25 protein-coding genes and 2 tRNA genes are annotated in these 26,436 nt (G+C 64.8%); 14 read left to right on the forward strand and 13 right to left on the reverse strand.

Features of this window, described 5'->3' with window-relative positions; genetic code table 11:
- Positions 1-136: 136 nt before the first annotated feature.
- Positions 137-3,565, reverse strand: a complete 3,429-nt coding sequence (locus MXC11_RS06415; protein WP_250006729.1) for an O-linked N-acetylglucosamine transferase, SPINDLY family protein — start codon at positions 3,563-3,565, stop codon at positions 137-139.
- Positions 3,566-3,749: 184 nt separating this feature from the next.
- Positions 3,750-5,237 (reverse strand): flagellin N-terminal helical domain-containing protein, encoded by a 1,488-nt coding sequence (locus MXC11_RS06420; RefSeq protein ID WP_250006737.1) that lies wholly within the window; start codon positions 5,235-5,237, stop codon positions 3,750-3,752.
- 200 nt (positions 5,238-5,437) lie between these two features.
- Between MXC11_RS06420 and MXC11_RS06425 the strand changes: the two genes are divergently transcribed.
- From MXC11_RS06425 to MXC11_RS06435, 3 genes are all read left to right on the forward strand, one after another.
- Positions 5,438-6,235 (forward strand): motility protein A, encoded by a 798-nt coding sequence (locus MXC11_RS06425; RefSeq protein ID WP_250006739.1) that lies wholly within the window; start codon positions 5,438-5,440, stop codon positions 6,233-6,235.
- A gap of 12 nt (positions 6,236-6,247) precedes the next feature.
- On the forward strand, positions 6,248-7,066 hold the full coding sequence (locus MXC11_RS06430) for an OmpA/MotB family protein (protein ID WP_250006741.1): 819 nt from the start codon (positions 6,248-6,250) through the stop codon (positions 7,064-7,066).
- 104 nt (positions 7,067-7,170) lie between these two features.
- The gene (locus MXC11_RS06435; protein ID WP_250006743.1) at positions 7,171-8,880 is read left to right on the forward strand and encodes a methyl-accepting chemotaxis protein; all 1,710 of its coding nucleotides are present in this window, start codon (positions 7,171-7,173) and stop codon (positions 8,878-8,880) included.
- Positions 8,881-9,057: 177 nt separating this feature from the next.
- Here MXC11_RS06435 and MXC11_RS06440 read toward each other — a convergent pair.
- From MXC11_RS06440 to MXC11_RS06450, 3 genes are all read right to left on the reverse strand, one after another.
- Positions 9,058-9,133, reverse strand: a tRNA-Phe gene (locus MXC11_RS06440).
- Positions 9,134-9,162: 29 nt separating this feature from the next.
- Positions 9,163-9,238, reverse strand: a tRNA-Phe gene (locus MXC11_RS06445).
- A 38-nt stretch (positions 9,239-9,276) separates the two neighbouring features.
- Complete coding sequence (locus tag MXC11_RS06450) at positions 9,277-10,284, reverse strand: RNA-guided endonuclease InsQ/TnpB family protein (protein ID WP_462938107.1); 1,008 nt, start codon at positions 10,282-10,284, stop codon at positions 9,277-9,279.
- Here MXC11_RS06450 and tnpA point away from each other — a divergent pair.
- Positions 10,177-10,545 carry an IS200/IS605 family transposase gene (gene tnpA / locus MXC11_RS12250; RefSeq protein WP_462938108.1) on the forward strand — a complete coding sequence of 123 codons (369 nt, stop codon included), beginning with the start codon at positions 10,177-10,179 and terminating at the stop codon, positions 10,543-10,545. The two genes, MXC11_RS06450 and tnpA, sit on opposite strands and share 108 nt — an antisense overlap.
- Positions 10,546-10,592: 47 nt before the next feature.
- On the opposite strand, the gene MXC11_RS06455 is transcribed toward tnpA, so the two are convergent.
- From MXC11_RS06455 to MXC11_RS06470, 4 genes are read right to left on the reverse strand one after another with little or no spacing between them, the layout of a single operon-like run.
- Positions 10,593-10,865 (reverse strand): oxidative damage protection protein, encoded by a 273-nt coding sequence (locus tag MXC11_RS06455; protein WP_250006747.1) that lies wholly within the window; start codon positions 10,863-10,865, stop codon positions 10,593-10,595.
- Positions 10,862-11,956, reverse strand: a complete 1,095-nt coding sequence (gene mutY, locus MXC11_RS06460) for an A/G-specific adenine glycosylase (protein ID WP_250006749.1) — start codon at positions 11,954-11,956, stop codon at positions 10,862-10,864. Before mutY ends, MXC11_RS06455 begins: the two co-directional genes overlap by 4 nt.
- 12 nt (positions 11,957-11,968) lie before the next feature.
- The gene (locus tag MXC11_RS06465) at positions 11,969-14,221 is read right to left on the reverse strand and encodes an AsmA family protein (RefSeq protein ID WP_250006751.1); all 2,253 of its coding nucleotides are present in this window, start codon (positions 14,219-14,221) and stop codon (positions 11,969-11,971) included.
- Entirely contained in the window at positions 14,218-14,631 is a 414-nt protein-coding gene (locus MXC11_RS06470; RefSeq protein WP_250006753.1) for an acetyl-CoA sensor PanZ family protein, read from the reverse strand. The genes MXC11_RS06465 and MXC11_RS06470 overlap by 4 nt, the downstream gene beginning before the upstream one ends.
- A gap of 163 nt (positions 14,632-14,794) precedes the next feature.
- On the opposite strand from MXC11_RS06470, the gene hisB reads away from it, so the two are divergent.
- The 4 genes from hisB (at position 14,795) to hisF (ending at position 17,691) form a co-directional block, all read left to right on the forward strand.
- Positions 14,795-15,388, forward strand: a complete 594-nt coding sequence (gene hisB, locus MXC11_RS06475; protein WP_250006755.1) for an imidazoleglycerol-phosphate dehydratase HisB — start codon at positions 14,795-14,797, stop codon at positions 15,386-15,388.
- A complete protein-coding gene (hisH, locus tag MXC11_RS06480; protein ID WP_250006757.1) occupies positions 15,388-16,026 on the forward strand; it encodes an imidazole glycerol phosphate synthase subunit HisH in 639 nt (212 codons plus the stop codon). The genes hisB and hisH overlap by 1 nt, the downstream gene beginning before the upstream one ends.
- A 151-nt stretch (positions 16,027-16,177) precedes the next feature.
- Positions 16,178-16,915, forward strand: coding sequence for a 1-(5-phosphoribosyl)-5-[(5-phosphoribosylamino)methylideneamino]imidazole-4-carboxamide isomerase (hisA, locus tag MXC11_RS06485; protein WP_250006759.1), 738 nt, complete (start codon positions 16,178-16,180; stop codon positions 16,913-16,915).
- Between the two features lie 5 nt (positions 16,916-16,920).
- Positions 16,921-17,691, forward strand: coding sequence for an imidazole glycerol phosphate synthase subunit HisF (gene hisF, locus MXC11_RS06490; RefSeq protein WP_250006761.1), 771 nt, complete (start codon positions 16,921-16,923; stop codon positions 17,689-17,691).
- Between the two features lie 79 nt (positions 17,692-17,770).
- Here the strand turns inward: hisF and MXC11_RS06495 are convergent, their stop codons facing one another.
- The 3 genes from MXC11_RS06495 to gpmI form a co-directional block, all read right to left on the reverse strand.
- Positions 17,771-19,063 carry a S41 family peptidase gene (locus MXC11_RS06495; protein WP_250006763.1) on the reverse strand — a complete coding sequence of 431 codons (1,293 nt, stop codon included), beginning with the start codon at positions 19,061-19,063 and terminating at the stop codon, positions 17,771-17,773.
- Between the two features lie 45 nt (positions 19,064-19,108).
- Positions 19,109-20,398: a murein hydrolase activator EnvC family protein gene (locus MXC11_RS06500; RefSeq protein ID WP_250006765.1), complete on the reverse strand. Its 1,290-nt coding sequence runs from the start codon at positions 20,396-20,398 to the stop codon at positions 19,109-19,111.
- An 85-nt stretch (positions 20,399-20,483) separates the two neighbouring features.
- A complete protein-coding gene (gene gpmI / locus MXC11_RS06505; protein WP_250006767.1) occupies positions 20,484-22,022 on the reverse strand; it encodes a 2,3-bisphosphoglycerate-independent phosphoglycerate mutase in 1,539 nt (512 codons plus the stop codon).
- A 150-nt stretch (positions 22,023-22,172) separates the two neighbouring features.
- Between gpmI and MXC11_RS06510 the strand changes: the two genes are divergently transcribed.
- The 4 genes from MXC11_RS06510 to secB all read left to right on the forward strand — a co-directional run bounded on the left by MXC11_RS06510 (position 22,173) and on the right by secB (position 24,166).
- Entirely contained in the window at positions 22,173-22,919 is a 747-nt protein-coding gene (locus MXC11_RS06510; protein ID WP_250006769.1) for a sulfite exporter TauE/SafE family protein, read from the forward strand.
- Positions 22,920-22,994: 75 nt separating this feature from the next.
- Positions 22,995-23,408, forward strand: coding sequence for a rhodanese-like domain-containing protein (locus MXC11_RS06515; protein WP_250006771.1), 414 nt, complete (start codon positions 22,995-22,997; stop codon positions 23,406-23,408).
- 1 nt (position 23,409) lies between these two features.
- Positions 23,410-23,664: a glutaredoxin 3 gene (gene grxC / locus MXC11_RS06520; RefSeq protein ID WP_250006773.1), complete on the forward strand. Its 255-nt coding sequence runs from the start codon at positions 23,410-23,412 to the stop codon at positions 23,662-23,664.
- A gap of 28 nt (positions 23,665-23,692) precedes the next feature.
- Positions 23,693-24,166 carry a protein-export chaperone SecB gene (secB, locus tag MXC11_RS06525; protein ID WP_250006775.1) on the forward strand — a complete coding sequence of 158 codons (474 nt, stop codon included), beginning with the start codon at positions 23,693-23,695 and terminating at the stop codon, positions 24,164-24,166.
- A 91-nt stretch (positions 24,167-24,257) separates the two neighbouring features.
- On the opposite strand, the gene trmL is transcribed toward secB, so the two are convergent.
- A complete protein-coding gene (gene trmL / locus MXC11_RS06530) occupies positions 24,258-24,719 on the reverse strand; it encodes a tRNA (uridine(34)/cytosine(34)/5-carboxymethylaminomethyluridine(34)-2'-O)-methyltransferase TrmL (protein WP_250006777.1) in 462 nt (153 codons plus the stop codon).
- Between the two features lie 107 nt (positions 24,720-24,826).
- On the opposite strand from trmL, the gene MXC11_RS06535 reads away from it, so the two are divergent.
- Positions 24,827-25,009, forward strand: coding sequence for a hypothetical protein (locus MXC11_RS06535; RefSeq protein WP_250006779.1), 183 nt, complete (start codon positions 24,827-24,829; stop codon positions 25,007-25,009).
- Between the two features lie 39 nt (positions 25,010-25,048).
- On the forward strand, positions 25,049-26,329 hold the full coding sequence (locus tag MXC11_RS06540; RefSeq protein ID WP_250006781.1) for an OprD family porin: 1,281 nt from the start codon (positions 25,049-25,051) through the stop codon (positions 26,327-26,329).
- The last annotated feature ends 107 nt before the right edge of the window (positions 26,330-26,436 follow it).

Below are 26,436 nucleotides of genomic sequence, written 5' to 3' on the forward strand. Positions count from 1 at the left end.
AAAAGCGAATCCGCTCAGTACTGCGTCGCCTGCAATCCAGGCCTGAACGGATTCGATCCTACTTCCGACATCCCAAAATCGCGTATGCCGCATGATTTGGGGTATTGGGTTGCCGGATTAATACAGAAAACTACTCTCAGGCCGGCTTCAAGACATACTGCTTCAACATCTTTTCGACATCTGCGCGCTTGATATCCGGCTTCAGCTTGAAGAGTCCAGCCGTATCGACACGCTCCAGCGTATCGAGAAAATCAAGGACTACATGGTAGCCAGGACGATCCCAGAAATCGTGGATGAAGATCCGCGCATCCTCTGGTGATCGGTGGTGATCGAGGATGTGCTGAATGGTCGTCGCTGTGCAGGCGACACGGAAACGGCCATCAACCAGAATCAGGTCGAATGGGTAATCGTGTGCTTTGATGGCATGACTGTAGTTGGCGAATTTGTGGCTATGCTCGCTCGAGGTCGGATATCCCCACTCACGCGTCGGGCCAATATCCACTGCCTCGACCTGGCAGTGATCGCCAAGTTGCTGTTTCAGGGCATTGACCCAGCTTGCATCACTCTCCACTCCCTTGACGGTCAGACCGGCACGAACAGCCCAGACGGTCGAGCCGCCAGAGCCGAACTCAAAGTAGCTCTTGGCTTCGCTCAGGGCTTTCTTGAAGAGCGCGCGTTCTGCTTCAGACATATGCGGAGCCTTTGGCAGCTCTAAAGATGAGCTTGAAGGCATGTTTGCAGGAATATCTGTTGGGACGTTCACACGCTCTGCCGGGTCAGCTGGAGTGCTCTGTGGCGCGGTCAGAAACTTCTCAGCGATCAGGTAGTTTCTTTCCAGCTTTTCGTCGAGCGAATGGAGAAGAGCACTGACCAGGTCGTGTGCGCTGTAAACCGTGTGCAGGACAAAAGCCAGCTTCATACGCTGGTTGGCAGGTAGCTGTGCCAGACGATTCTGGTCGGGAATGAACAGAGCGTCGGCGCTGCGCAGTTGTGTGGCTTGACGCGCGATCAGATCATCCCGCTTCGGCAGGTGGCTGTAATGCTCCAGTCCACTGAACCGATAAAAACTGAACCCATGCCGCGCCAGCCAGTGACTGATTTGGGTCAGTTCCGGCTGATTCTTGTGGGTGGGTACAAAGTTGACTCTCACCTGCACCAGCAGGGTATTGGCCAGCGCCTGCTCGCCATTTTCCAGCACCTTCAGGCTGTCATTCATATTGTCCAGCAGCAGCCAGTCGATGCTGTCCAGTCCCTCGATATCATCCAGGCGCAGGGTGCTGATCGGCAGGCGGGTCAGCAGCTGGGTGGGCTGCACATGGTTGGGCAGTTGCTGTTCGGCAGGCAGGGGTTCGAGGGTGGCGCTCATCGCCGGGTCAAGGCAGACATACAGCGTGCCCTCCGTGCCATCGCCCAGCGCGGCGTGCGGGTAGTGGTGCAGCTCGCCATTGGCCTGCAGCAGGCCGGGTGCCTGCAGGGCGCTGGCCGGATCGAAGGTGATGGTGGCTATCGCGCCGAGCTTTTGCAGATTGCGGAAGTTCGGGCTGCCGCTCAGCAGGGTGCCCTGTTCGAGCGCGATGATCTTGCCATCAAACTGGAAGCGGAATTCGTTTTCGTCGACCTCTTCCGGCGCATGCTGCAGCGGCAGCGGTGCGGATTCATCGGCAAACCAGGCCTGCCCCTGCTCATCCAGACGCAGGGCTTCGGGGGCCTTGCCCGCGCAGTAACGCTGCCAGATGGCCCGCATGGCATTGCTGAAGTGGCGCGCAAACTGCTCGGCGTTGCAGACCGGTGATTGCAGCAGGATATCCCGCAGGTGGCGGCGGATGGTCGCCAGGCTGTCGAGGTCCAGCGCCAGCTCACGCACGCGCATCCGGTACTCCGCCCAGTCAGCGGCGACCAGCTCCGGCATGCCGGCATTGACCAGGTGCGTGGCACTGTGGCGCCCGGCAAAGGTCGGGCCGGGCAGGGTGACCACGGGCACGCCCATCAGCAGGGCTTCGCAGGTGGTCAGACCACCGGAGTAGGGCCAGGGGTCTAGGGCAATATCGACTCGGTTATAGGCAGTCAGCAGTTCGAGGTGTGGAGAGTATCCCTCTATGATGAGGCGCTCCGCACTGATGCCCTGGGTTTCCATGAACTGGCATATCCGCTCACCCAATGCCTCGCTGTTATAGGCCGCTCCTTTCAAAAACAATCTTGAGTGAGGCAGCTCATGCATGAGCAACGCCCACTGGGTCATCAGCTCGGTATTGATCTTGGTCGGGTTGTTGAAGCAGCCCAGGGTGATGTAGTCATTATCCTGGGCAGGTAGCGGACCAACATCGGGTGCGTGAGGTGGGGCTTCATAGCAGATGTAGTCCCCCGGCATGCGGATCAGCTTTTCGGTGTAGAAGGCATCATCGCCTTCAGGGGATTCGACCGGGTCGCTGAGCAGGTAGTCGATGGCGGTCAGGCCGGTGGTGTTGATCAGGCCGCCGACCCACTTGACCTGCAGTGGCGCCGGCTGCATGGCCATGACTCGCGAGCGGGTGCCGGCGTTGTGGCCGCACAGGTCAAAGAGAATATCGATCCGGTCATCACGGATGCGCTGGGCAAGGCGCTCATCGGTATCTTGATCGACCTGGGTGAATGCACCTAAGTTGCGCAGTCGCTGAGTCAAGATATCGACACGCTTGTTGGTGCTGTAGAAGAAGAGCTGGAAGTTATGGCTGGCCAGCTGCTCCAATGCCGAGGTGATCATGTTGCCTACAGGGTGGCGGCGGAAGCCATCGGATATCATGCCAATACGCAGGCGGCGTTTGGGGCTGCGGTCAGTTGGTATCGGGCGATCGGGTATTACCGAAGGCGCATAGCGCCGTTCCCACTCGCGCAGTGCAGCAAGGATATCTTCACGGCTGCAGCGCGGATCGTAATGCATGGCGGTGATCAGGTTGCAAAAGGGCAGCTCTGCCTGCGGGTTGAGCTCCATGCTCTTGCGATAGTGTGCATAAGCCTGATCGATAAGGCCCATATCCCTGTACAGATTCCCCAGATTGTTCCAGTGTTCAGGGGAGTTGGGCTCCCTTGTACACAGCTCATCGCGCAGCGCAATGGCTTCATCGTAGCGATAGAGGTTGGTCAGTAGTCCGGCCTTGATGGCGAGTGAAGGCAAAAAGGCCGGCTTCAGCTCCAGGGCGCGCTCTATGTGTTGCAAGGCATTCTTGTTATTCCCTGTCTTGGTATAGATCAGGGCAAGCAGTGTGTGGGTTTCTTCATCATCGGGCGCAAGCTTCAGTGCTTGCTGAAGGGTGCGCTCGGCATCCGTGATGGCGCTGCACTTGTAGTGCGCATTGCCCAGCCACTTCAGTACCTCAGCATCCTCGTTGAACAGTGTGTGCGCCTGTTGCAGGGCCGCGATGGATTCATTCAGCTGAGCTGCATGCAGGTAAGCCAGACCGAGAGCCTTCCAGGCAGAGTGGTCTTGCGGACGTTGTTCAGTCAGGCGACGTGCCTGCTCGATGCTTGTGGGCCGTATCTTGGTGGTCTGTATGAGGCGAGGGCGAGAGGGGTACTTTTTTCTGGACATGAAATGAGCCTTGATGGATCAGAGGCGGGTAGCCTGCTGCACAAGCCGGTACGCAGCGTGTGAGGGCATATGTAGCGGCGTTCAGGCAAGGATAGGACGCAATCTGTCGAGAGCAGAAACACAGCAGGCGCCACAAGGGCGCCTGTTGTGATCGTGAGCAGGATACTGGCCTGCCTTTGAAGTATTACCGCAGCAGCGACAGTACACCCTGCGGGATCTGGTTGGCCTGAGCCAGCACCGAGGTACCGGCCTGCTGCAGGATCTGCGCACGGGTCATGTTGGCTACCTCGACCGCGTAGTCGGCGTCCTGGATGCGCGAGCGGGCTGCCGAGAGGTTGGTCTCGTTGGTGCCCAGGTTGGTGATGGCGTCCATGAAGCGGTTCTGGATGGCACCCAGATCCGAGCGCAGTGCATCGACACTCTTCAGCGCATTGTCGATGGCCTTCAGCGGATCAACGGCTGTCAGCGCACCCTGTGTCACGGCGCCCGTTGCTGCATCAACAGTCGCCGCGTAGTAAGAAGTCTCAGAGTCGTTGACGTTCTTGATGTAATAAGCACCATCCTCACCTTGCATCAGAGTATTGGTACCCTCAAGCTCCACGCCGCTCAGATCCGCGGTCACTTTTGCACTGCCGGGAAGGGTCAGTACGTCACCTTCGGAGACCGCATCAAACCCAGTTGTCGCGGCAGCCGTTCCATCTTTGGTGCCCAGCGTGACGATGCCGGTATTGAGGTTGATCGCGGCGTCAGCCCCACTCCATGTATTCGTGCCGTCAGAGACCAGATACGCACCGGTGGCCTTCTCCTGGTAAACGGTAAATGTTACCGGGCCTGCAGCGTCACTGCGAGTTGCATCACCCAGATCAGCCAGCTCGACGAGCGTCCCATCCAGCACGAAGCTGGTTGCTCCCGAGTCCGCCATGGCCACGCCAGTGGCGCTGGTGTTATAAGAAACGGTATCAGTTTCCGGATCGTACGTAGCCGCCCACGCCTCACCGGCGGTACCGGCATACAGCGCGCCATTAGTGCCTACAAAGAGTGCCGGTTCAGCAGCCGCAGCCCCTGTGAAGGTCAGGGTGACTTTGGTGGGCGCAACTGCCTCGCTGACCACAGTGACCTGAGTCAGGGAGTCAGAGGTCACCTGCTTGGTCATGTCGAGGTTCTGGAGACCCAGCGTGGTAGCGTTGATCTGCTTCAGGTCGACATTGATGATCTCACTGTCGTTGGCACCTACCTGGATCTTCAGGCCTTGGTCACTGGCGAGCACCTTCACGCCGTTGAAGTTGGTTTCCTTGGAGATGCGGTTGATCTCATCCAGACGCTGGCCGATTTCATTCTGGATCGAGACCAGGTCTTCACCGGAGTTGGTGCTGTTGGCGGCCTGTACGCTCAGTTCGCGGATACGCTGCAGGTTGTCATTGACCTGGTTCAGCGCGCCTTCAGCGGTCTGAGCCACGGAGATACCGTCATTGGCATTACGCTGTGCCTGGGCCAGGCCCTTGATCTGCGCAGTCATACGGTTGGCAATCGCCTGACCGGCGGCATCATCCTTGGCGCTGTTGATGCGCAGGCCGGAGGAGAGACGCTCCATCGAGGTGGTCAGTGCGTTACGCGATGCACCCAAGTTCTTCTGAGCGATCATCGAGGTGATATTGGTATTGATCACGGACATGCGAGGTACTCCTGGCTTGCTGAATAGTCACCGGCGTTTGCCTTGGGGCCTTGCGGCGTGGGGCTGTGCGCTGGCTGTTACCCAAAGTATCGTCGCTCGTCCGGCGAGCTTTAGGGCCTGGGGAATTTTTTTTCTGCCATGCCATACTGTCGCAGCTGGGGCACGCTGGCGTGCCCTGACCGTATCCCCCGGAGTTGTTCATGAATCCATCCACCCTGATCGGTATCGTCACCAGTATTGCCTTGCTGGCGGTGGTGCTGGTGTTCTCCGCCGAGGACCCGATGCTGTTCCTCGACTGGCCAAGCCTTGGCATCGTGCTCACCGGCACGCTGGCGGCCACCTTTATCAGTTACCCGCTGGGCGAGGTGCTGCGGGTGTTCGGCCTGTTCGCCACCGTGCTGCGCAACGAGAAGCTCTACACCCAGAACGACATGGAGGAGCTGGTCAACATCTCGCGGTTGTGGATGCAGGGCAATCTGCGCCAGGTCGAGGATGCGCTGGCGGGCGTGCGTAACCCCTTCCTGCGTACCGGCGTGCAGCTGGTGGTGGACAACACCCCGGAGGAGGACATCATCGAGCTGCTGCAGTGGCGCATCTCGCGCCTGCGTGCCCGTGAGCATGCCGAGGCGCAGCTGTTCCGGGTGATGGCGAGCTTTGCCCCGGCGTTCGGCATGGTCGGCACCCTGATCGGCCTGGTGAACCTGATGTTCCTGCTTGGCGATGGCGACATGACCGCCATTGGCCGGCAGATGGCGCTGGCGCTGATCACTACCTTTTATGGCGTGCTGATGGCCAACCTGGTGTTCAAGCCGGTGGCGGTCAAGCTGGAGCGGCGTACCGAGCAGCGCGTGGTGCTGATGAACATGGTGCTGCAGGGCATCTCGATGATGTGCAACAAGCGCAGCCCCGGCCTGATGCGCGAGACGCTCAACTCGTTCATGGCCCAGTACCAGGACGAGATCCACGACAGCGGCGGCGACCGCCGTGCCCGTGACTGACGGAGAGCGGCGATGAGCGAGCAGAACGAGGGCACCCCCGCCGCGCAACCGGCCGCCGCGCCGACGCCGGCCAGTGCGCGTCAGGCATTGCTGGCTCGCCAACGCGAGCTGGAAAAGTCAGTGCAGCGCCTGCAAAAGACCAGCCAGCGCGCCAAGCGTCAGGCCGCCGAGGCCGCCGCCCTGCCATCGGGCGCGGAGGAGGAGGAGAGCTGGCTGATGACCTATCTGGACATGCTCACCCTGCTGCTGGTGCTGCTGGTGGTGATGCTGGCCTTTGCCGGCAAGAACACTGGCGATGCGGTGCGCCAGCTGCCTGCGGTGCTCTCCGGGCAGAGCGTGCTGCCCGAGGGCGCCGGGCTGCTCAAGGGCAGCGGCCCGGACATGCAGACCGCCGAGGGCATGCCCGACCCGCTGGAAGGGCTGGAGCTGGGCGCGCTGGGCGAGGACATCGACGTGGTGGTCAAGGAGGGTACGGTGAGCTTTCGGATCAGCAGTGAGATCCTGTTCTCCTCCGGGCAGGCCGAGCTGAGTCTGGATGGCTTGCGGGTGCTGCGTCAGCTGATCTCGGTGCTCAACAGCAGCACCCATAACGTCGCGGTGGTCGGGCATACCGATAATGTGCCGATCCGCAATGTGCGCTTCCCCTCCAACTGGGAGCTGTCGAGTGCGCGGGCGGGGAGTGTGGTGCGCTATCTGGAGTCCAACGGGGTGGCCAGCAACCGTCTGCGCGCGGTCGGTTATGCCGATACCCAGCCGCTGGTTGATAACGCCAGCGCCGAGGGCAAGGCCACCAACCGCCGTGTGGAGCTGATCCTCGAGCAGCCGCGCTAAGGCGGGCTGTTTTTAACGGGGCTGTGCCAGGGGCGCGGCTGTTCCTATACTGTGAAGAGAATGCCGGCCGGCACCTTCCATCCTTCTTCTGCCAGGTATCTTCAATGGCCAATGCCCCCTACACGACCCACCGGGAATACGAGCTCAGGGAGGATGACTTCCTGATTTCGCGCACCGATCTCAAGGGTTACATCACCTACGCGAATCCGGCGTTCGTCGAGGTCAGCGGCTTTACCTACGATGAGCTGCTGGGTGCCAACCACAATCTGGTGCGCCACCCGGACATGCCGGCGGCGGCCTTTGGCAACCTGTGGTCAACGGTCAAGGCCGGGCAGCTCTGGCATGGTCTGGTGATGAACCGCCGCAAGAACGGCGAGTTCTACTGGGTGGATGCCTCGGTGGTGCCCTATTACGAGAACGGCGCTCACGTCGGCTATGCCTCGATCCGCGTGCGCCCGAGCCGCGAGATGGTGGCGCTGGCCACCGAAACCTATCGGGCAATGCGCGAGGGGCGCGCCTCGATGAGTCTGGACCGTGGCCGGCTGGTACATGGCGGGCTGCGCGGCCGGCTGGAGCGTTTGCAGCTCGGCTCGATGAAGGCGCGCCTGAGCTATCTGGCCGCTGCCTGCACGCTGAGCCTGCTCGGCAGTGGCTGGCTGGCGCTGGAGAACATGCCGGTGGCGCAATGGGCGGTGATCGGCGGCGGCAGTCTCCTGGTCGCGCTGCTTAGCGTGGCCACCGCACGGGCGGTGCTGCGCCCTTCGGCCGAGGCGGTGAGCTTCTTGGAGCAGATGTCGGCAGGTAACGTCGCGGTACGGATGCGCGATGTTGGCCACAACGAGCTGGGTGAGCTGGCGCGGATGCTCGACACCCTGCGCAAGAGCCTGATGGGCATTGCCATGGACATTCGTGGCAGCGTGGAGACCGTAGCCCAGGCAACCCGCAGCATGGCCGACAGCAACCTGGATCTGGCGGCGCGCACCGAGCAGCAGGCTGCGGCATTGCAGGAAACCGCCGCGAGCATGGAAGAGATCACCTCGACCGTTGAGCAGAGCGCCCACAGCGCCCGTCAGGCCAGCACCTTGTCCGGGGATGCGGTGCAGAGCGTTGAGCAGAGCGGCGCGGCGATGGGCGATGTGGTGGCGACCATGGAGCGCATCACCGCCGGTGCCGCCGAGATGCACAACGTGATCGCCACCATTGAGGGCTTGGCCTTCCAGACCAACCTCTTGGCGCTCAACGCCTCGATCGAGGCAGCCAAGGCGGGTGAGCAGGGCAGTGGCTTTGCGGTGATTGCCCGCGAGGTGCGCACGCTGGCGCGGCGTACCGCGTCGGCCACCGAGGAGATCCGCGGGCTGATTGAGGCCTCCGGCACGGTAATCGACAGCGGGGCAGACCAGGTGCGCCAAGCCGAGGAGGCGATGCGCGAAGTGGTGGGGGCGGTGAGCCGCCTCAACGGCATCATGGGCGAGATTGCCAGTGCCTCTAACGAGCAAAGTCTGGGGATTTCCCAGGTCAGCCAGGCCATCGTGCAGATGGACCGGGTGACGCAGGAGAACGCCGCGCTGGTGCAGACTTCGTCCCACGTCGCCGGCCAGCTGGATGCCCAAGGCGTCGAGCTCAATCGCTCGATGGATCTGTTCTGCGGCGTGCCACAGGCCGCGCCGCGCAGCGCTGCCGCGCAGGGCGGTGCGGGGCACGGTCAGGGCCACAGCGCATCCCATGCCGCAACGTCACGCCCGGCCGCCAGCAAGCCGCGTCCGGCACCGGTGGCGCAGAAGGCGGCCAGTGAGGACGACTGGGAGAGCTTCTGACCGGTAGCACTGCCTGCCAGCCTTTGCGGCGGGTTGCGTGATCAATCAGCGACAGATGCGCGGCGGGCCTTGTGCCCGCCGCGTTGCGTTTGGGCGCGGGCAAAAGCGCGGCGCTGCGGCTGGCCGGGCGCCAGATGCAAAAAGCCCCAGCACAGGGCCGGGGCTTTTCGAAATTTGTGGTGCCCAGGGACGGAATCGAACCGCCGACACGGGGATTTTCAATCCCCTGCTCTACCAACTGAGCTACCTGGGCCAATCTGTTGCGGAACCACTTATGTTAAGTGGTGCCCAGGGACGGAATCGAACCGCCGACACGGGGATTTTCAATCCCCTGCTCTACCAACTGAGCTACCTGGGCAACAACGGGCGGCATTAAACCGCCATCCCGTTGCTACGTCAACTGCTGCCGGCAAAAAAGCGCGGTTTTATGAACTTTCCCGCCACTAAACCACTGTTGCGGTTGTAGTAGGGGTTTCGCGGGTCTTCGACCTGGGCTTGACCGCTTGCGCGGGCAGAGGCTTGAGTCTCGCCGCCACGCCCGTCCCAGGCGTGTGCTCTGGTGTCCAGGCGTCGAGCAACACGACCCTGGCACTGTTCTGATCCCTCGGCAGCGAGCAACCGCAGTTGCGGGCATAGGTGCCAGCGCTCGTTGAGCGTCTTGGGCACCACGGCCCAGCAGCCGGAGCAGCGCTGCGAGGGTTTGAGTTGGCGGGTGAAGGCCAGATGCAGCCGAGTACCAGCTTCTGCCGCTTTGTACTGGAGCATCTGGTGCGCCATGCCGAACCCGGCCGAAAGGATCTCCCGGTTGAGCCCAGCCTTCTGCCGCACGCGCCGGCCCGGTGCTTCGACCGTGCCTTTGGCGCTGCGGCTCATGTTTTTCGGTGCCAGCTCCTCGGTGGCGATCAGCGCGCAGCGCTGCACCAGGGCCGAGGTTTCCCGGTGGATGAAGTCCCGGCGACGGTCGGCAATGCGCTGATGCAGCCGGGCGATCTGCTGGGACAGCAGGCGGTAACGGTGCGAGCCGCGCCGCTTCCGAGCCCGTTGACGTTGCAGGTCGGCCAGCCGGGGTAGCGCCTCGCGCAGCCAGCGTGGGTTACTGAGGGCGCTGCCATCGTCGAAGTTCGCCCAGTGTGCCAGGCCGAAGTCGACGCCTACGGCTTCGTCGCCGGTGCGCTGCCGGGCACAGGCCGACGTGGGCACTCGCAGGGTGATCGAGGCGGTCCACTGGTCCTCGCCAGTGGCCGCATTGCGGCGGCGACTGAGGGCCAGGTCGTTGGGCGTGAATTCGGCAAAACGGTGGCGTCCGCGCAGGCGGATCATCATGGCGTCCTTGCCGCTGCCCAGCCGCAGGGTGCCTGGCGTTGCGAGCTGCTGGAGTTTGGCGGCGAGGCAGATCACGTCCATTTGCTGCTTGATATACACCCGGCGCTTGACATCTCTGTGCTGATCAACAACCTGAAAACAGCCAGTGCCCGGCGCGCTCGCGGTCGTTTTGCCAGCCACCTGGCGGCCTTCTACCACAAGCCAGTGTTCTGGCACCGCGCCTACTTTGTGGGCAGCGTGGGCGGCGAAACACTGGATACGGTGAGGGCTTATGTCGAGTCGCAGGGTACAGAGGAGTACGCCAGAAAAGGCGCAGAGCGTACGGTAACATCGTCCGCTTGACCCCCTACTGGCCTACGGCCTAGCAGGGGGAATGCGCGGGCAGGTGTTCAGGCACTTGGCGGGACGTAACCTTCGGCCTGGGCGTATTCCTCACCGCTGAGGAACTTGTCCATCTCCGCCTGGATGAACCGGCGATCCTCGGCGTTCATCATGTTCAGGCGCCGCTCGTTGATCAGCATGGTCTGGTGCTTCTGCCACTCCTCCCAAGCCTTTTTCGATACATGCTGGAAGATGTCCTCACCCTTGGGACCGGGGTAGGGTGGGCGGTCGAGGCCCTGGAGTTCTTCCTGATACTTGCGGCAGATCACCATGCGGGTCATAGCGGCTCTCCTGAAGCGGGGGTTAGGTGCAAGGATGCGCGTTCGAGCAGTTTCTTGACCGGTGCGGCCAGGCCCAGACGCGGCGGGTTGGCGAGCTTATACCAGAGCCAGTCGCCTTCGGCCACGCAGGTGCCCTGCGGCACGGCCTCGATCAGTTGCGCGTCGATGTGCAGCTGAAAGTGGCTGAAGGTGTGGCTGAGGGTGGTCAGCGGCTGCGGGGTGCCAAGCGTTAGTGCGTGCTGGCGGGCTAGCTGCGCCAGTGCCCCCGGCTGTGCCGGTTCCAGCTCCGGCAGGCTCCACAGCCCGCCCCACAGCCCGCTGGAGGGGCGGCGATAGAGTAGGATAGCGCCCTGGCCATCGTGCAGCAGCGGCATCAGCGTGTGCTTTTGCGGCAACGCCTTGCGCGGCTTGGGCGTGGGGAAGTCGCGCTCCCGGCCCAGCGCATGGGCGCGGCAATCCTGGGCCAGCGGGCAGAGTAGGCAGCTTGGCTTGCTGCGGGTACACAGGGTCGCGCCGAGATCCATCATCGCCTGGGTGTAGTGATTGGCCCGAAGGCTTGGGATGAGATGCTCGGCGGCAGCCCATAGCCGGGCAGCCACGGCGCTTTCACCGGGGTAGCCGGGCTCGGCTAGGTAGCGGGCCAGCACGCGCTTGACGTTGCCATCAAGGATCGGCGCACGCAGGCCCATGCTGATGCTGGCAATCGCCCCGGCGGTGGAGCGGCCGATGCCGGGCAGCGCGGCCAGCGCCTCGACCGAGCGCGGGAACTCGCCGCCATGCTGCGCGACCACCTGCTGCGCGGCGCGGTGCAGGTTGCGGGCGCGGCTGTAGTAGCCGAGCCCGGTCCACAGGTGCAGCACCTCATCCTCGCTGGCCGCCGCCAGCGCCTGCACGGTGGGGAAGGCGGCCATGAAGCGCGGGTAGTAGCCGAGCACGGTGGCCACCTGGGTCTGCTGCAGCATGATTTCTGACACCCAGACCCGGTAGGGGGTGATGTCCTGCTGCCAGGGCAGGTCGTGGCGGCCGTGGCGGTCGAACCAGCTGAGCACCCGTTCGGCAAAGTCGCTGGCAAGGAAATGACTGTCGTACATGGTCAAGATCCGTTAGCGGCGGAACAGCCCGCGCAGGGCGTCCTTGAGTTCCGGGCTGAGCTTGTCGCCGAGTTTCTCGTCGAGCTTCTCTTCGAGCTTTTCCTCCAGCCGGCTGCCGGCCAGCTGGCGGGCGATCTCGCCGAGACCTTCGCTGTCGAGGCGGCAGGCGCGCGCGCCCAGCTCCAGCGGGCCGCGACAATGCAGCGGCCAGGCGATGCCGGCGTAGCGCGGATTGACCTGGCAGGCCGGATCGGGCATCGCGCGCTGATCACCTTCCAGCGTCACGCCGAGGCGGTAATCCAGCCCCAGCACGCGCAGGTCGATGTCCCCGGCGCCCTTGACGGTCAGTCCGGGCAACCGCGCGAGCAGATCGTCACTGTGCGCCACGCCGTTTTGCAGGCGCAGGCTGCTGCTCAGGGTCTGCAGCGGGGTGTCGCGCTCGCTGAACGGCTGGGTCAGTGGCTTGCGGTTGAGCAGGGCGATGCCGCGGCACAGCTGCTGTTCGAGGTTGGCATCGTTCAGCGCGCCGTTATCGATCTGCAGGCGGGCGTTGCCGGCGAGGCTGCCGATCAGCACCTGTTCGCTGTTGCCGCGGGCGCTGAGCTCGGCCTGTAGCTGCAGGCTGCCACGCAGCGCCGGCGGTTCGCTGGGCTCCAGCTGTGTGAGCAGGCGGGCCAGATCGAGGCCGCTGCTGTGCAGGCGCAGGGCTAGTGTGGCGGGTGTTGCGCGGCTGTTCAGCTGGCCGGCCAGTTGCAGGCGGCCACCGAGCAGATCGGCCTGCGCGTCTTCAAGGCTCAGGCGCCCGTTACGGGCCTCGGCCTTGAGCGTGACCTGCTCGAAGGGCAGATCGCGCAGGGTCAGCTGGTTGAGTGCCAGCTCCAGTCGGCCATTCAGGCGGCGCAGGCTGGCCGGGTCAAGCAGCGGCTCGGCACTCCAGCGCTCCTCGGTGGGCACGGCGGGCAGGGCGCTGCTGCTGGCGCCGGCGCTCGCGCGGGCTGTTGTGGGCGCACGGGGGGCGCTGGGTGTGCCCGTATCAGCGGTGGCGCGCTCGTCGCTCGCCTGGGGCGCGAGGTAGCGGTCCAGATTCAGACGATTGCCGGCCAGGGTCAGCTCCAGCCGGGGCGGCTCGCTCAGGGTCAGCTGCAGCTGGCCGTCCAGCTGGCTGTCGTCGAGTTGCAAGCGCAGGTCCTGCAGACGCAGCTGCTCGGGGCTTGCCTGAATCCGGCTGGCCAGCGCGACCTGGCGCAGGGCCTGCTCGTCGGCCATCGCCGGCAGCGTCTGCCTCAGTTGCTGCAGCAGGGCGCGCAGATCAAAGGCAGCGATGGACAGCTCGCCGCTCAGGCGCGGCGCCTCACCGCCTTGCAGCTCAAGCTGGCCGAGCAAGCTGAGCTGGTTGGCATCCATATGCAGCTTTTGTGCGCTGAGCGTGCGGCGGGCGGTGTCCAGCTGCAGGTCGCCGCGCAGGCGCAGATCCAGCGGCTGGCCGTTGAGGGCGCTGCTGGTCAGATCGCCGCGCAGGTCGGTGGCCTCCAGGCGCAAGATGCGCAGCCCTGCGTCAAATTGCAGGGTGCTTTGCAGGCTCAAGCGCGCTTGCAGCGCCGGCTGGTTCAGGCTCAGGTGGCCGCTGGCGCGCAGGTCAGCCGGGTTGTCGGCGGCCAGTGCGCTGCTCTGCAGCTGTAGCCCCTGCAGGCTGAGCTGCTGGCCGCTGGCCAGATCGCGGTAGTCGATGCGGGCGTTGTTCAGCGTCAGACCGTCGATACGCAGGGTGGCGCTGGGCGCTGAGGCGGCAGGCACATTTTCCATGCTGCGGGTATCGCTGGCGCTCGGGCGAGCCGGGGCATCGGTGGACTTACCGGCACTGCCGCCTGCGGTCAGCGGCAGCTCCCAGTTGCCCCGCCCGTTGTGGCCGCGCACCAGATCCAGTTGCAGGCCCTCGACGCGCAGGGCATCCATCTGAATATCCCGGCGCAGCAGCGGCAGCAGCTGCACGGCGATCCCCAGCTCGTCGATGTGCAGCAGCGTCTGCGCTGGATCGCGGCCAGCCAGCTGCAGATCGCGCAGCTCAAGGCCCAGCCAGGGGAACAGCCGCCAGCTGATCGGCCCGCGCAGCTCGATGTCCAGCCCGCTGCGGGCCTGGATCTGGCTGCGGATCTGCGCCTTGTAATCGTTGGGGTCAAACAGCTGTACCAGCGCCAGCGCGCCGAGCAGCAGCAGGATCAGCAGTCCGGCGATCAGCGCGCCGCTAAGGCGCAGGGCGCGGTTCATGCCGGGGCCTGCGCGCTGCGATCCAGCACCAGCCCGAGGCGCACTGCCCAGGCCTGGGCATCGAGCTGCTCGGGCGGCACGACCAGGCGCAGGGGCATGCCTGCAGTCTCGGCCTGCTGGCGGGCAGCGGCGACCAGGCGGGTGGCCACGCCGCGCCCGCGGGTCAGTTTGCGCACGCACAGGTGCGACAGTCGCCAGCCCTGGGCGTCCTGCATCAGCCAGGCCGCGCCCAGCAGGCGATCATTGAAACGCCCGGCAATCAGCTGGCCGGCGGCAAGGCCAGCCTCGATCAGCGCCTCGGCCGAGGCGTGGGGCGGCAGCAGCCAGGCCGGGGCATCGGCGTAGATTTTCGCCAGATCAAGGCGATCCTGGGTGCTGGGCTGGGTGAGGTGTTCGACGATGACGGGCATGGCAGGCTCCTCAAGATGATCGGGGGATTGTATGTGTTTGCGCGCCATTGTGCCGATGGCCTGCCGGGCGTGCCGCCTGCGTCCGGCGCGTCGGTAGCCCGCGATGGCGGGCGCGGCCTATAATGGCCGCCCAATTTCGCCCCGTGATTCTGTGGAGCTGGCAATGGCCGAACGCAAGGCGTCCGTCGAGCGCAACACCCTGGAAACCCAGATCAAGGTGTCCATCAATCTGGATGGCACCGGCAAGGCCCGATTCGACATCGGCGTGCCTTTCCTCGAGCACATGCTCGACCAGATCGCCCGCCACGGGCTGATCGATCTGGACATCGAGTGCAAGGGTGACCTGCATATCGACGACCACCACACCGTCGAGGATGTCGGCATCACCCTGGGGCAGGCCTTCGCCCGCGCTGTTGGCGACAAGAAGGGCATGACCCGCTACGGCCACTCCTATGTGCCGCTGGATGAGGCGCTGTCGCGGGTGGTGATCGACTTCTCCGGCCGCCCCGGCCTGACCATGAACGTGCCCTATACCCGCGCCACGGTCGGTGGTTTTGATGTCGATCTGTTCCAGGAATTCTTCCAGGGCTTCGTCAACCATGCCCAGGTGACCCTGCACATCGACAACCTGCGCGGCACCAACACTCACCACCAGATCGAGACGGTGTTCAAGGCCTTTGGCCGCGCCCTGCGCATGGCGCTGGAGCTGGACCCGCGCATGGCCGGGCAGATGCCCTCGACCAAGGGGTGCCTCTGATGCAGACCGTCGCCGTCATCGACTACGGCATGGGCAATCTGCACTCGGTGGCCAAGGCGCTTGAGCACGTCGGCGCCGGCCGGGTGCTGGTGACCAGCGACGCGCAGACCATCCGCGAAGCCGACCGCGTGGTGTTCCCCGGCGTCGGCGCGATCCGCGACTGCATGGCTGAAATCCGTCGCCTGGGCTTTGATGCGCTGGTGCGCGAGGTCAGCCAGGATCGGCCGTTTCTGGGCATCTGTGTCGGCATGCAGGCGCTGATGGAGCACAGCGAGGAGAACGGCGGGGTCGATTGCATCGGCCTGTTCCCCGGTCAGGTGCGCTTCTTCGGCAAGGACATGGTCGAGGCCGGTGAACACCTCAAGGTGCCGCACATGGGCTGGAACCAGGTGTTCCACGATGGCGACCACCCGCTGTGGCACGAGATTCCCGATGGCGGGCGCTTCTACTTCGTGCACAGCTACTACGTCGAGGCCGGCAACCCGGCGCAGGTCGCCGGGCACGGTCACTACGGCAAGCGCTTTGCCGCCGCGCTGGCTGACGGTTCGCGCTTTGCCGTGCAGTTTCACCCGGAAAAGAGCCATACCCACGGTCTGCAGCTGCTGCAGAACTTCATCGCCTGGGATGGCCGCCGCTAATGTGCAGGGCGGCAGTGCGCTGCCGCCGCTGCGCCTGATTGTGCTGGCCGCCCGCCGTATTTTGCTACCTGCGGGCGAGCGCACGAGACGCACCCCCGATTCGCCTGCGCTCGCTGCCTGACGCGAGCCCGGACACTTAGAGGTTTCAATCATGCTGATCATCCCCGCAATCGATCTCAAGGACGGTGCCTGCGTGCGTCTGCGCCAGGGCCTGATGGACGACGCCACGGTGTTCTCCGACGACCCGGTGGCGATGGCTGCCAAATGGGTGGAGGCCGGCTGCCGCCGCCTGCACCTGGTCGATCTCAATGGCGCCTTCGAGGGCAAGCCGGTCAACGGCGAGGTGGTCACCGCCATCGCCGCGCGCTACCCGAACCTGCCGATCCAGATCGGTGGCGGCATCCGCTCGCTGGAAACCATCGAGCACTATGTGCGCGCCGGGGTCAGCTACGTGATCATCGGCACCAAGGCGGTCAAGCAGCCGGAATTTGTCACCGAGGCCTGCAAGGCCTTCCCCGGCAAGGTGATCGTCGGTCTGGATGCCAAGGATGGCTTTGTCGCCACCGACGGCTGGGCGGAAGTCTCCAGCGTGCAGGCCACCGATCTGGCCAAGCGCTTCGAGGCCGATGGCGTCGCAGCGATCGTCTACACCGACATCGCCAAGGACGGGATGATGCAGGGCTGCAACGTCGAGGCCACCGTGGCGCTGGCCAACGCCAGCCGCATCCCGGTGATCGCCTCCGGCGGCATCCATAATATTGGTGACATCCAGAAGCTGCTGGACACCCGCAACGCCGGCATCGTCGGCGCTATCACTGGCCGGGCGATCTATGAGGGCACGCTGGACGTGGCCCAGGCCCAGGCGCTGTGCGACGGGTTCGGGGGGTAATCGCCATGGCCCTCGCCAAACGCATCATTCCTTGCCTGGACGTGGACAACGGCCGCGTGGTCAAGGGCGTGCAGTTCGAGAACATCCGCGATGCCGGTGACCCGGTGGAGATCGCCCGCCGCTACGACGAGCAGGGCGCTGACGAGATCACCTTCCTCGACATCACCGCCAGTTCCGACGGTCGCGACACCACCCTGCACACGGTGGAGCGCATGGCCAGCCAGGTGTTCATCCCGCTGACCGTCGGCGGGGGCGTGCGCAGCGTGCAGGACATCCGCAACCTGCTGAATGCCGGCGCCGACAAGGTGTCGATCAACACCGCGGCGGTGTTCACCCCGGAGTTCGTCCGCGAGGCGGCCGAGCGCTTCGGCTCGCAGTGCATCGTGGTGGCGATTGATGCCAAGAAGGTCTCCGCCCCCGGTGAGCCGGGCCGCTGGGAGATCTTCACCCACGGCGGGCGCAAACCGACTGGGCTGGATGCGGTGGCCTGGGCGCAGAAGATGGCCGACTACGGCGCCGGCGAGATCCTCTTGACCAGCATGGATCAGGATGGCGTCAAGCGTGGCTATGATCTCGGCGTGACCCGCGCGATCAGCGAGGCGGTGAGCATTCCGGTGATCGCCTCCGGTGGGGTGGGCAATCTGGAGCATCTGGCCGCCGGCATCCTCGAAGGCAAGGCCGACGCGGTGCTGGCGGCGAGCATCTTCCACTTTGGCGAGTACAGCATTCCCGAGGCCAAGGCCTACCTGGCCAGCCGCGGGATTGTGATGCGCTGAGTGGTATAGGCAGTACAGGCTGTAAAAGCACAAGCCCGGGCCGTGACCCGGGCTTGTGCGTGTGGGGAGTCGCCTCGTCTTACGGCCGGCGAGTGATGTTCAGCCCCTTGAGCAGGTTAAGGGCCTGGGCCAGCTGGTAATCCTCATCCTGCGGCTTGCCGGCCGTGCGGCCCTTGGCGCCGCCCGGCTTGTCCGCGCCGCCGTTGCCATTGCCCAGATGCCCGGCCAGATCCGCTTCCTTGACGCGGCTGGCGTCTTCCTCGCGGGTCAGGCGGGCGCGCTCGACGACGATGTCCGGCACGATGCCTTGGGCCTGGATCGAGCGGCCGTTGGGCGTGTAGTAGAGTGCAGTGGTCAGCTTCAGGGCGCGCTCGTTGGTTAGCGGCAGCACGGTCTGCACCGAGCCCTTGCCGAAGCTGTCGGTGCCCATGATCACTGCGCGCTTGTGATCCTGCAGCGCGCCGGCAACGATTTCCGCTGCCGAGGCGCTGCCGCCGTTGACCAGCACCACCAGCGGCACGCCGCGGCTGGCATCGTCGGCATCGGCCGAGAAGCGCAGCTCGGAGTTGGCGATGCGCCCCTTGGTATAGACGATCAGCCCCTTGCTGAGGAAATGGTCGGAGACCTCCACCGCTGCCTGCAACACGCCACCCGGGTTGTTGCGCAGATCCAGCACCAGCCCGTCCAGCGCCTTGCCGTTGTCGCGGGCCATGCGGGCCAGTGCGCGCTCCACCTCGCGGCCGGTATCGACCTGGAACTGGGTGATGCGCAGGTAGCCATAGCCCTTGTCCAGCAGCTCGCTCTTCACGCTGCGCACCTTGATCACATCACGGGTCAGCTCCAGATCGAAGGGCTTGCCGGTATCGCGCATCAGGGTCAGGTTGACGCTGCTGCCGGGCTTGCCGCGCAGCTTTTCCACCGCCTGCATCAGCGTCCAGCCCTTGGTCGGCTGCTCGTCGATGCGGGTAATCAGATCGCCGGCCTCGATGCCGGCGCGCGCCGCCGGAGTATCATCGATCGGTGAGATGACCTTGAGCATCCCGTCCTCGATACCCAGCTCGATACCCAGGCCGCCGAACTCGCCGCTGGTGCTTTCCTGCAGCTCCTGGAACGCCTGTGGCTCGAGGTAGGCGGAGTGCGGGTCGAGGTTGCCGAGCATGCCCTTGATGGCGTTTTCCAGCAGGGTGCGGTCGTCGATCGGCTCGACGTAGGCGCTCTTGATGCGGTCGAGCACCTCGACGAAGGTGCGTAGCTCGTCAAGGGGCAGGGTAGCGGGCGCGGATTCGCGGGTGTCGTTGGCCAGCGCGGCCGGCAGGCCACCAGCCAGGGCCAGGCTCAGCGCCAGGGCGGAGATACGGGAGCGCGACGACATGAATGACTCCTGAAGTGAACGGGGTGGCGATGCGATGGGCAGGCCCTAGCCCCGGGTGCTGCACCAGCGGCGCGGATCGCTGGGCTGGCCTTGCTGGCGGATGGCAAAGTACAGCGCCGGACGTTCCTGCCCGCCACTGTCGCCGACGGTGGCGATGGTCTCGCCGGCCTGTACCCGGTCACCGGCCTGCTTGAGCAGGCGCTGGTTGTGGCCGTACAGGCTGAGGTAGCCGTCGCCATGGTCGATGATCAGCAGCTGGCCGGAGCCGCGTAGCCAGTCGGAAAACACCACCCGGCCCGCGTGGATGGCCCGCACCGGGCTGCCGGCCGGCGCGCCGATCAGCACGCCATCCCATTTAAGACGCTCATCGCCGCGCGGTGAGCCAAAATTCGCCAGCAGCGGGCCGCTGACCGGCCAAGGCAGCCGGCCACGGGCGCGGGCAAACGGGCCATCGACATGCGCTGCGCTGCTCGTGACCACTGCCGCGTCGCCGTCGGGCTGGGCGGCAGGGCGCTGGTCACGCCGCGCCTGTGACTCGGCCTCGGCCTGCGCGCGAGCCTGGGCTTCGGCCAGACGGCGCTGCTCCTCGGCCAGCCGGCGCTGCTCGGCCTCGCGGGCCTGACGGGCGAGGGTTTCCTCGATGGTCTTGAGCAGCTGCTCAAGACGCGCCTGCTCCTGCTGGCGAGCCTGCAGGCGCCGATCGCCTTCGCCCAGCTCGTGGCTGAGTTTGGCCACCAGCTGCTGGTGGGTTTGGCGCGCGCTATCCAAGGCGCTGCGCCGCTCCTGCAGCTCCAGGCGCTGGCCGGCGAGCAAGGCGTGCTGGGTGGCCAGTTCGCCCTCGACATTTTGCAGCTGCTCCAGGGTGCTCTGGAAGGTCGCCAGCTGGGCGTTGCGCGCCCGGCTCAGGTAGTCGTGGTAGGTGAGGTTGCGGCTGAACTGTTCGGGCTGCTGCTGGTTGAGCAGCAATTTCAAGTATTCCTGGCGCCCGCTCTGATAGGCCGCGCGGATCTGCAGGGCAACCAGCCGCTGCTGTTCGGCCTGTTGGGCCAGCAGGGCCTGCTGCTCGCTCCCCAGACGGGCAATTTCGGCCTCGCCGGTTTGCAGCTGCTGCTCCAGCGTGGCGATCTGCTGGGCGATCTTGGCGATCTCCCGGTCGCTGCGCGCCAGTTGCTGCTCGGCGGCGCCTTTCTCCTCACGCACCTTGGCGATGCGCTGCTGCAGCTCGCGGATGTCGCGCTGTGCGGCCTCCAGCTCGCGCTGGGCGCTGGCGCGCTGATCGGCCACGGCCGGGCTCAGGCAGCAGACGAGCAGGACAGTCAGGAGGGCACGCAGCATGGCAGTGGGTTCCGTGGCGGGAGCGCCCTAGTATGCCCGGCCCCCGGGGCAAAAAGAACGCCCCGGACGGGCCGGGGCGCAGGACTCAGGACAGTTCGACCAGCGGTGTGCCGCTCATCTCGGTCGGGATCGGCAGATCCAGCAGCCTGAGCATCGTCGGCGCCACATCCGCCAGCACGCCGCCCGCGCGGATCGTCAGGCTGCGCGGGCCGTAGTAGAGGAAGGGCACCGGCTCGCAGGTGTGCGCGGTGTGTGCCTGGCCGGTGACTTCGTCTTCCATCTGCTCGACGTTGCCGTGGTCGGCGGTGATCAGCGCCTCGCCGCCGACCTTATCCAGCGCGGCGGTGATGCGGCCGATGCAGTGATCGAGGGTTTCCACCGCCTGGATGGCGGCCTCGAACACCCCGGTATGGCCGACCATGTCGCCGTTGGCGTAGTTGACCACGATCACGTCATAGCGCTGGTTCTCGATGGCGTCGACGATCTTGTCGGTGACCTCCGGGGCGCTCATCTCCGGCTTGAGGTCGTAGGTGGCGACGTTAGGCGAGGGGATGAGGATGCGCTCCTCACCCGCGAATGGCTCCTCGCGGCCGCCAGAGAAGAAGAAGGTCACATGGGCGTACTTCTCAGTCTCAGCGATACGCAGCTGGGTCTTGCCGTTGTTGGCCAGGTACTCGCCGAGCACGTTGGTCAGCGGCTCCGGCGGGAAGGCGCAGGGCGCCGGGATGCTCGCCGCGTACTGGGTGAGCATCACAAAACCGGCCAGTTGCGGCACGCGGGCGCGCTGGAAACCGCTGAACTCGCCACCCTCGACAAAGGCGCGGGTCAGCTCGCGGGCGCGGTCGGCACGGAAGTTCATGAATACCACGCAATCGCCGTCTTCCACCTTCACCGGTGCGCCGACGGTGGTGGCCTTGACGAACTCATCGCTCTCGCCGCGGGCGTAGGCGGCTTCCAGCCCCTCGACCGCGCTGGCGGCAGCGAACTCGCCCTCACCATCGACGATCAGCTTGTAGGCCTGCTCGACGCGGTCCCAGCGGTTGTCGCGGTCCATGGCGAAGTAGCGGCCGGTCAGGCTGGCGATGCGGCCCTTGCCGAGCTTGGCGAAGGTGGCATCCAGCAGCTCGATCGACGGCTGGGCGCTTTTCGGCGGGGTGTCGCGGCCATCGAGGAAGGCGTGCAGATAGATCTGCTTGGCGCCGCGGCAGGCGGCCGACTCAACCATCGCCACCAGATGATCCTGATGGCTGTGTACGCCACCGTCGGAGAGCAGGCCGAGGATGTGTACCGCCTTGCCGGCGGCCACCGCTTTATCCACGGCCGCATTGATCGCGGCATTCTCGAAGAACTCGCCGTCGCGGATCGCCTTGGTGACGCGGGTGAAGTCCTGATACACCACACGGCCGGCGCCAAGGTTCATGTGGCCGACCTCGGAGTTGCCCATCTGCCCGTCAGGCAGGCCGACATCCATGCCACTGCCAGAGATCAAGCCCCACGGGCGCTCGGCGCGCAGGCGATCCCAGACCGGGGTATTGGCGTGGAAGATGGCGTTGTAGTCCGGGCTTTCACTGTGGCCGAAGCCATCGAGGATCATCAGAACCAGGGGTTTGGGCGTGGCAGGCATGCGTCCGTCTCGGCTTGAAGTGGGCGGGATGGGCATTTTAAGGGCTCAGGGCGGGGGCGTCACCGTGGATCAGCACCCGCGGGCCGGGCGGTTGCCCAAGGCGCGGGGCGGTGCTTAGATGCTGGCTCAATCTGGAGCGTGAGGTGCGCCATGGAGTTTTTGCCAGCATCGATTTCCCTGTTGGAGGCGGGCGTGCTGATCGCCAGTGCCGGCTTCACCTCGCTGCTCACCGCGGCGGTGGGGATCGGCGGCGGGGTGCTGCTGCTGGCGATCATGGCCGGCATCGTCCCGGTGGCGGCGCTGATTCCGGTGCATGGGCTGGTGCAGCTCGGCTCGAACGGCAACCGCGCCTGGATGACTCGCCAGCACATCGACCATGCGCTGCTGCGCCGCTTTGTGCTCGGCGCGCTGCTCGGCGCGCTGTTGGCCTCGCTGCTGGTGGTGCAGTTGCCGCTGCAGATCATCCAGTTCAGCGTGGCGGCCTTCATTCTCTACCTGGTCTGGGGGCCGAAGCCGGCGCGCCACAGCCTGAGCGCGCGCGGCCAGCTGCTGGCCGGGGCTTTCACTACGCTGGTGTCGATGTTTGTCGGCGCCACCGGGCCGCTGGTGGCCGGCTTCATCCATCGCCACGGCATGGACAAGCTGGCGACCACGGCGACCTTCGCCGCCTGCATGAGCGCTCAGCACCTGCTGAAGATGACGGTGTTCTCGGTGGTCGGTTTTGCCTTCAGCGAATGGCTGGTGCTGGTCGTGCTGATGCTTCTGGCCGGCACGCTGGGCAGCTGGCTGGGGCTCAAGCTGCTGGATCGCCTGCCGGCGGCGCGTTTTGCGCAGATCTTCCGGGTGCTGGTGACCTTGCTGGCGCTGCGTCTGCTCTGGCAGGCGGCCGGATTCTGACGCGCGCGCCGGTTCCGGCCGGGGGCGGGCTGTGTATACTTCGGCACTCTCTGCGACCCGTACCGGATGCCTGCAATGCTTGCCCAGCTGATCGAATTTGCCTCCAACCATTACCTGCTCAGTACCCTGTTCGTGGTGCTGCTGGCCCTGCTGCTCGCCAATGAGGCACGCCGCGGCGGGCGCAGCCTGAGCTGCCGCGAGCTGACCGCCGCGCTGAACGCCGGCAGCGCCGTGGTGCTGGATGTGCGTCCCCATAAAGAGTTCGCCACCGGCCACATCACCGGCGCGCTGAACATTCCCTATGACAAGCTCGACAGCCGCCTGAGCGAGCTGGACAAGCACAAGGGCAAGACGCTGATCGTGGTCGATGCCATGGGCCAGCATGCCGGCAGCATCTGCAGCACGCTGAAGAAGGCCGGCCATGAGGTCACCCGCCTGAGCGGTGGCCTCGCCAGCTGGCGCAACGACAACCTCCCGGTGGTGAAGTGATATGGCGAACGTGATCATCTATTCCAGTGACTACTGCCCCTACTGCGTGCGCGCCAAGCAGCTGCTGACCAGCAAGGGCGTAGCCTTCGAGGAAATCTGCGTCGACGGCAAGCCGGCCGTGCGCGCCGAGATGGCCCAGAAGGCCGGCCGCACCTCGGTGCCACAGATCTGGATCGGCGGCACCCATGTCGGTGGCTGCGACGACCTGCACGCGCTGGAGCGGGCCGGCAAGCTCGATGCCCTGCTGCGCGCGTGATTCCCTCCCATAACAAGGAATGCAACACATGACCGAGCAAGCCAACGATCAGGCCCTGCAGGCCGAGCAGCCGCAGTTCGCCCTGCAGCGCATCTATGTCCGTGATCTGTCCTTCGAGGCACCCAAGACCCCGGAGGTGTTCCGTCAGGAATGGCAGCCCAACATCAGCATCGATCTCAACACCCGTCACAAGGACCTGGAGGGCGGTTTCTACGAGGTGGTGCTGAACCTCTCGGTGACCGCGCGTAATGGCGAGGATGTGGCGTTCATTGCCGAGGTGCAACAGGCGGGGATCTTCCTGATCAAGGGGCTGGATGCCGCCTCGATGAGCCACACCCTGGGGGCCTTTTGCCCGAGCCTGCTGTTCCCCTATGCCCGCGAGACCCTCGACAGCCTGGTGGTGCGTGGCTCCTTCCCGGCCCTGATGCTGGCGCCAGTCAACTTCGATGCCCTGTACGCCCAGGAGCTGGCGCGCCTGCAAGGCGGCGAAGCCCAGGCCTGATCTTTGTAGCTACAGGCAGACAGACAGAGCCCCGCTGCGCGCGGGGCTCTGTCTGTCTGGCGAGCCTGCAGAAACCTTGCCGGTTCGCGGCTCAGGCGCCGGCGAACTCCAGCTGGCGCCAGGCTTCGTAGACGGTAACTGCCACCGCGTTGGAGAGATTCAGGCTGCGACAGCCGGCGCGCATCGGCAGGCGCAGCAGCTGCTCGGGCGGCAGGCTGTCGCGCACATCTTCCGGCAGGCCGCGGCTCTCCGGTCCGAACAGGAAGGCATCGCCCGGTCGATAGCTGACGGCGGCATAGCTGTGCCGGGCCTTGGTGGAGAAGGCGAACAGCCGTGCCTCGCCCAGCTGCGCAAGGCATGCCTCAAGCGAGGCATGGCGCTGCACGGTGGCGTATTCATGGTAATCGAGGCCGGCGCGGCGCAGGCGCTTGTCGTCCAGCTCAAAGCCCAGCGGCTCGATCAGGTGCAGCTGACAGCCGGCGTTGGCGCACAGGCGGATGATGTTGCCGGTGTTGGGCGGAATTTCCGGCTGAAAGAGCACGACATGGAACATGGCAAGGCATCCGGTCTGAAAAGGGCGAGATGATAGCGCTCCCGGTCATCTGCCGGTCACTTCAGTGTCATGCTTTCGTGCATGTCAACCTAGCCTAACGGAGGGCGGTGTTCGCCCTGCCAATTTGCCAGAATCCGTTGCAAGGCTTTTCAAATGCTACTTTTTGCGGCATTTTTGAAACCGCCGTGCAATTGACATGGATCGGCAGTTCCGCCCCGGCAGCCGCTGCTTACTGGCCAACAGCACCAGTCCAGCGCTACCCGACCGGCACCGTCACGGTCGATGGGTGAAAATTCGAAGAAAAAGTCCCTCGTGGAGATACAATAACAATGAACAAGATTTCCCAACGTTCGAAGCTGGGCCTGAGCATCCTCGCTGCTGCCATGGCCATTCCCGCCGTATCTCAGGCTGCGCTGGTCGAAGACAGCAAGGCGAGCCTGGAGCTGCGCAACATGTATCAGAACCGTGATGTGCGTAATGCTCACGGCGCCAACACCGATACCCACAAGGAATGGGCTCAGGGCTTCAAGTTGCGTTTTGAGTCCGGCTTCACCGAAGGCACCGTCGGTGTCGGTATCGATGCTCTGGGCATGGCCGGCATCAAGCTGGATCACAGCAATGGCCAGAACAGAAATGGCTCCGGCGTACTCAACATCAACCACAAAGGCGATGGCCGTGGTGATGCGGAAAGCTCGTTCGGCGAGCTGGGTCTGACTGCCAAGGCGCGCATCTCCAAGACCGTGCTCAAGCTGGGCACCCTCGAGCCGATGCTGCCGGTGGTGATGGCCAACGACGCGCGCCTGCTGACCAGCACCTACGCCGGCGGCATGATCACCTCCCAGGAGATCGACGGCCTGACCCTGAACGCCGGTCGCCTCGAGCGCCACAACGACCGTGACGACTCCAGCAACCAGAAGATTCGTCTGCGTACTCCGTCCTACGCGGGTGGCGTTGAAGCCGATCGTCTGGACTTCGCCGGTGGCTCCTATGTCATCAGCCCCGAGCTGACCGCCAGCTACTACTACGGCAACATGGAAGATGTGTACAAGCAGCACTTCGTCGGTGCCGTGCACAACGCCAATCTCGGTGATGGCCTGACCCTGCGTACCGATCTGCGCTACTTCAAGAGCAAGGATGAAGGTCGCGCACTGGGCGGCAAGATCGACAACGACTTCTTCAACGGCATGGTTACCCTGGGCATGAACGCCCACAAGTTCGGCCTGGGCTACTCCACCGTCAGCGGTGATGGCAACTTCCCCTATGCTGCCATCGATGCCTACACCGTCAACAGCGTCTCGCTGACCGACTTCACCCTGGCTGACATGGATGCCTGGCAGCTGCGCTACGATCTGGACTTCACCTCGCTGGGTGTCCCGGGCCTGAGCTTCATGACCCGCTACATCTATGGCGATGATGCGCAGGTAGGCACTGCCAACACCGGCAAGCAGATCGAGCGTGACAGCCTGATCTCCTATGCCTTCCAGAGCGGTCCGATCAAGGGTGCTCGTGTGACCTGGCTGAACGCCACCCTGCGTAACGGTGGTGGTCTGACAACTCAGGACCTCAACGAAAACCGTCTGATCGTCAGCTACACCCTGCCGCTGCTCTAAGCATCGGCTGCGTAAAAGACCCGCCGCGCCCCGGCGGGTTTTTTCGTTGTGGGCCGGCGCCGGATCGGTGAAGATCCGCGCAGCATACTGCCTCACACGCTGCCAAG

This window comes from Pseudomonas eutrophicaquae (genome assembly GCF_023544715.1).
Taxonomy (GTDB): domain Bacteria; phylum Pseudomonadota; class Gammaproteobacteria; order Pseudomonadales; family Pseudomonadaceae; genus Geopseudomonas.

What these genes read in the sequence shown, in the direction of transcription:
- MXC11_RS06450 (WP_462938107.1), bottom strand. Translation starts at nt 10,284, where the DNA reads ATGGACGTGATCTGCCTCGCCGCCAAACTCCAGCAGCTCGCAACGCCA.
- hisA (WP_250006759.1), top strand. Translation starts at nt 16,178, where the DNA reads ATGCTGATCATCCCCGCAATCGATCTCAAGGACGGTGCCTGCGTGCGT.
- secB (WP_250006775.1), top strand. Translation starts at nt 23,693, where the DNA reads ATGACCGAGCAAGCCAACGATCAGGCCCTGCAGGCCGAGCAGCCGCAG.
- MXC11_RS06495 (WP_250006763.1), bottom strand. Translation starts at nt 19,063, where the DNA reads ATGTCGTCGCGCTCCCGTATCTCCGCCCTGGCGCTGAGCCTGGCCCTG.
- hisF (WP_250006761.1), top strand. Translation starts at nt 16,921, where the DNA reads ATGGCCCTCGCCAAACGCATCATTCCTTGCCTGGACGTGGACAACGGC.
- hisH (WP_250006757.1), top strand. Translation starts at nt 15,388, where the DNA reads ATGCAGACCGTCGCCGTCATCGACTACGGCATGGGCAATCTGCACTCG.
- MXC11_RS06430 (WP_250006741.1), top strand. Translation starts at nt 6,248, where the DNA reads ATGAGCGAGCAGAACGAGGGCACCCCCGCCGCGCAACCGGCCGCCGCG.
- MXC11_RS06500 (WP_250006765.1), bottom strand. Translation starts at nt 20,398, where the DNA reads ATGCTGCGTGCCCTCCTGACTGTCCTGCTCGTCTGCTGCCTGAGCCCG.
- mutY (WP_250006749.1), bottom strand. Translation starts at nt 11,956, where the DNA reads ATGTACGACAGTCATTTCCTTGCCAGCGACTTTGCCGAACGGGTGCTC.
- hisB (WP_250006755.1), top strand. Translation starts at nt 14,795, where the DNA reads ATGGCCGAACGCAAGGCGTCCGTCGAGCGCAACACCCTGGAAACCCAG.
- MXC11_RS06420 (WP_250006737.1), bottom strand. Translation starts at nt 5,237, where the DNA reads ATGTCCGTGATCAATACCAATATCACCTCGATGATCGCTCAGAAGAAC.
- MXC11_RS06435 (WP_250006743.1), top strand. Translation starts at nt 7,171, where the DNA reads ATGGCCAATGCCCCCTACACGACCCACCGGGAATACGAGCTCAGGGAG.
- MXC11_RS06415 (WP_250006729.1), bottom strand. Translation starts at nt 3,565, where the DNA reads ATGTCCAGAAAAAAGTACCCCTCTCGCCCTCGCCTCATACAGACCACC.
- MXC11_RS06515 (WP_250006771.1), top strand. Translation starts at nt 22,995, where the DNA reads ATGCTTGCCCAGCTGATCGAATTTGCCTCCAACCATTACCTGCTCAGT.
- MXC11_RS06470 (WP_250006753.1), bottom strand. Translation starts at nt 14,631, where the DNA reads ATGCCCGTCATCGTCGAACACCTCACCCAGCCCAGCACCCAGGATCGC.
- MXC11_RS06465 (WP_250006751.1), bottom strand. Translation starts at nt 14,221, where the DNA reads ATGAACCGCGCCCTGCGCCTTAGCGGCGCGCTGATCGCCGGACTGCTG.
- MXC11_RS06510 (WP_250006769.1), top strand. Translation starts at nt 22,173, where the DNA reads ATGGAGTTTTTGCCAGCATCGATTTCCCTGTTGGAGGCGGGCGTGCTG.
- MXC11_RS06425 (WP_250006739.1), top strand. Translation starts at nt 5,438, where the DNA reads ATGAATCCATCCACCCTGATCGGTATCGTCACCAGTATTGCCTTGCTG.
- grxC (WP_250006773.1), top strand. Translation starts at nt 23,410, where the DNA reads ATGGCGAACGTGATCATCTATTCCAGTGACTACTGCCCCTACTGCGTG.
- gpmI (WP_250006767.1), bottom strand. Translation starts at nt 22,022, where the DNA reads ATGCCTGCCACGCCCAAACCCCTGGTTCTGATGATCCTCGATGGCTTC.
- MXC11_RS06455 (WP_250006747.1), bottom strand. Translation starts at nt 10,865, where the DNA reads ATGACCCGCATGGTGATCTGCCGCAAGTATCAGGAAGAACTCCAGGGC.
- trmL (WP_250006777.1), bottom strand. Translation starts at nt 24,719, where the DNA reads ATGTTCCATGTCGTGCTCTTTCAGCCGGAAATTCCGCCCAACACCGGC.
- MXC11_RS06540 (WP_250006781.1), top strand. Translation starts at nt 25,049, where the DNA reads ATGAACAAGATTTCCCAACGTTCGAAGCTGGGCCTGAGCATCCTCGCT.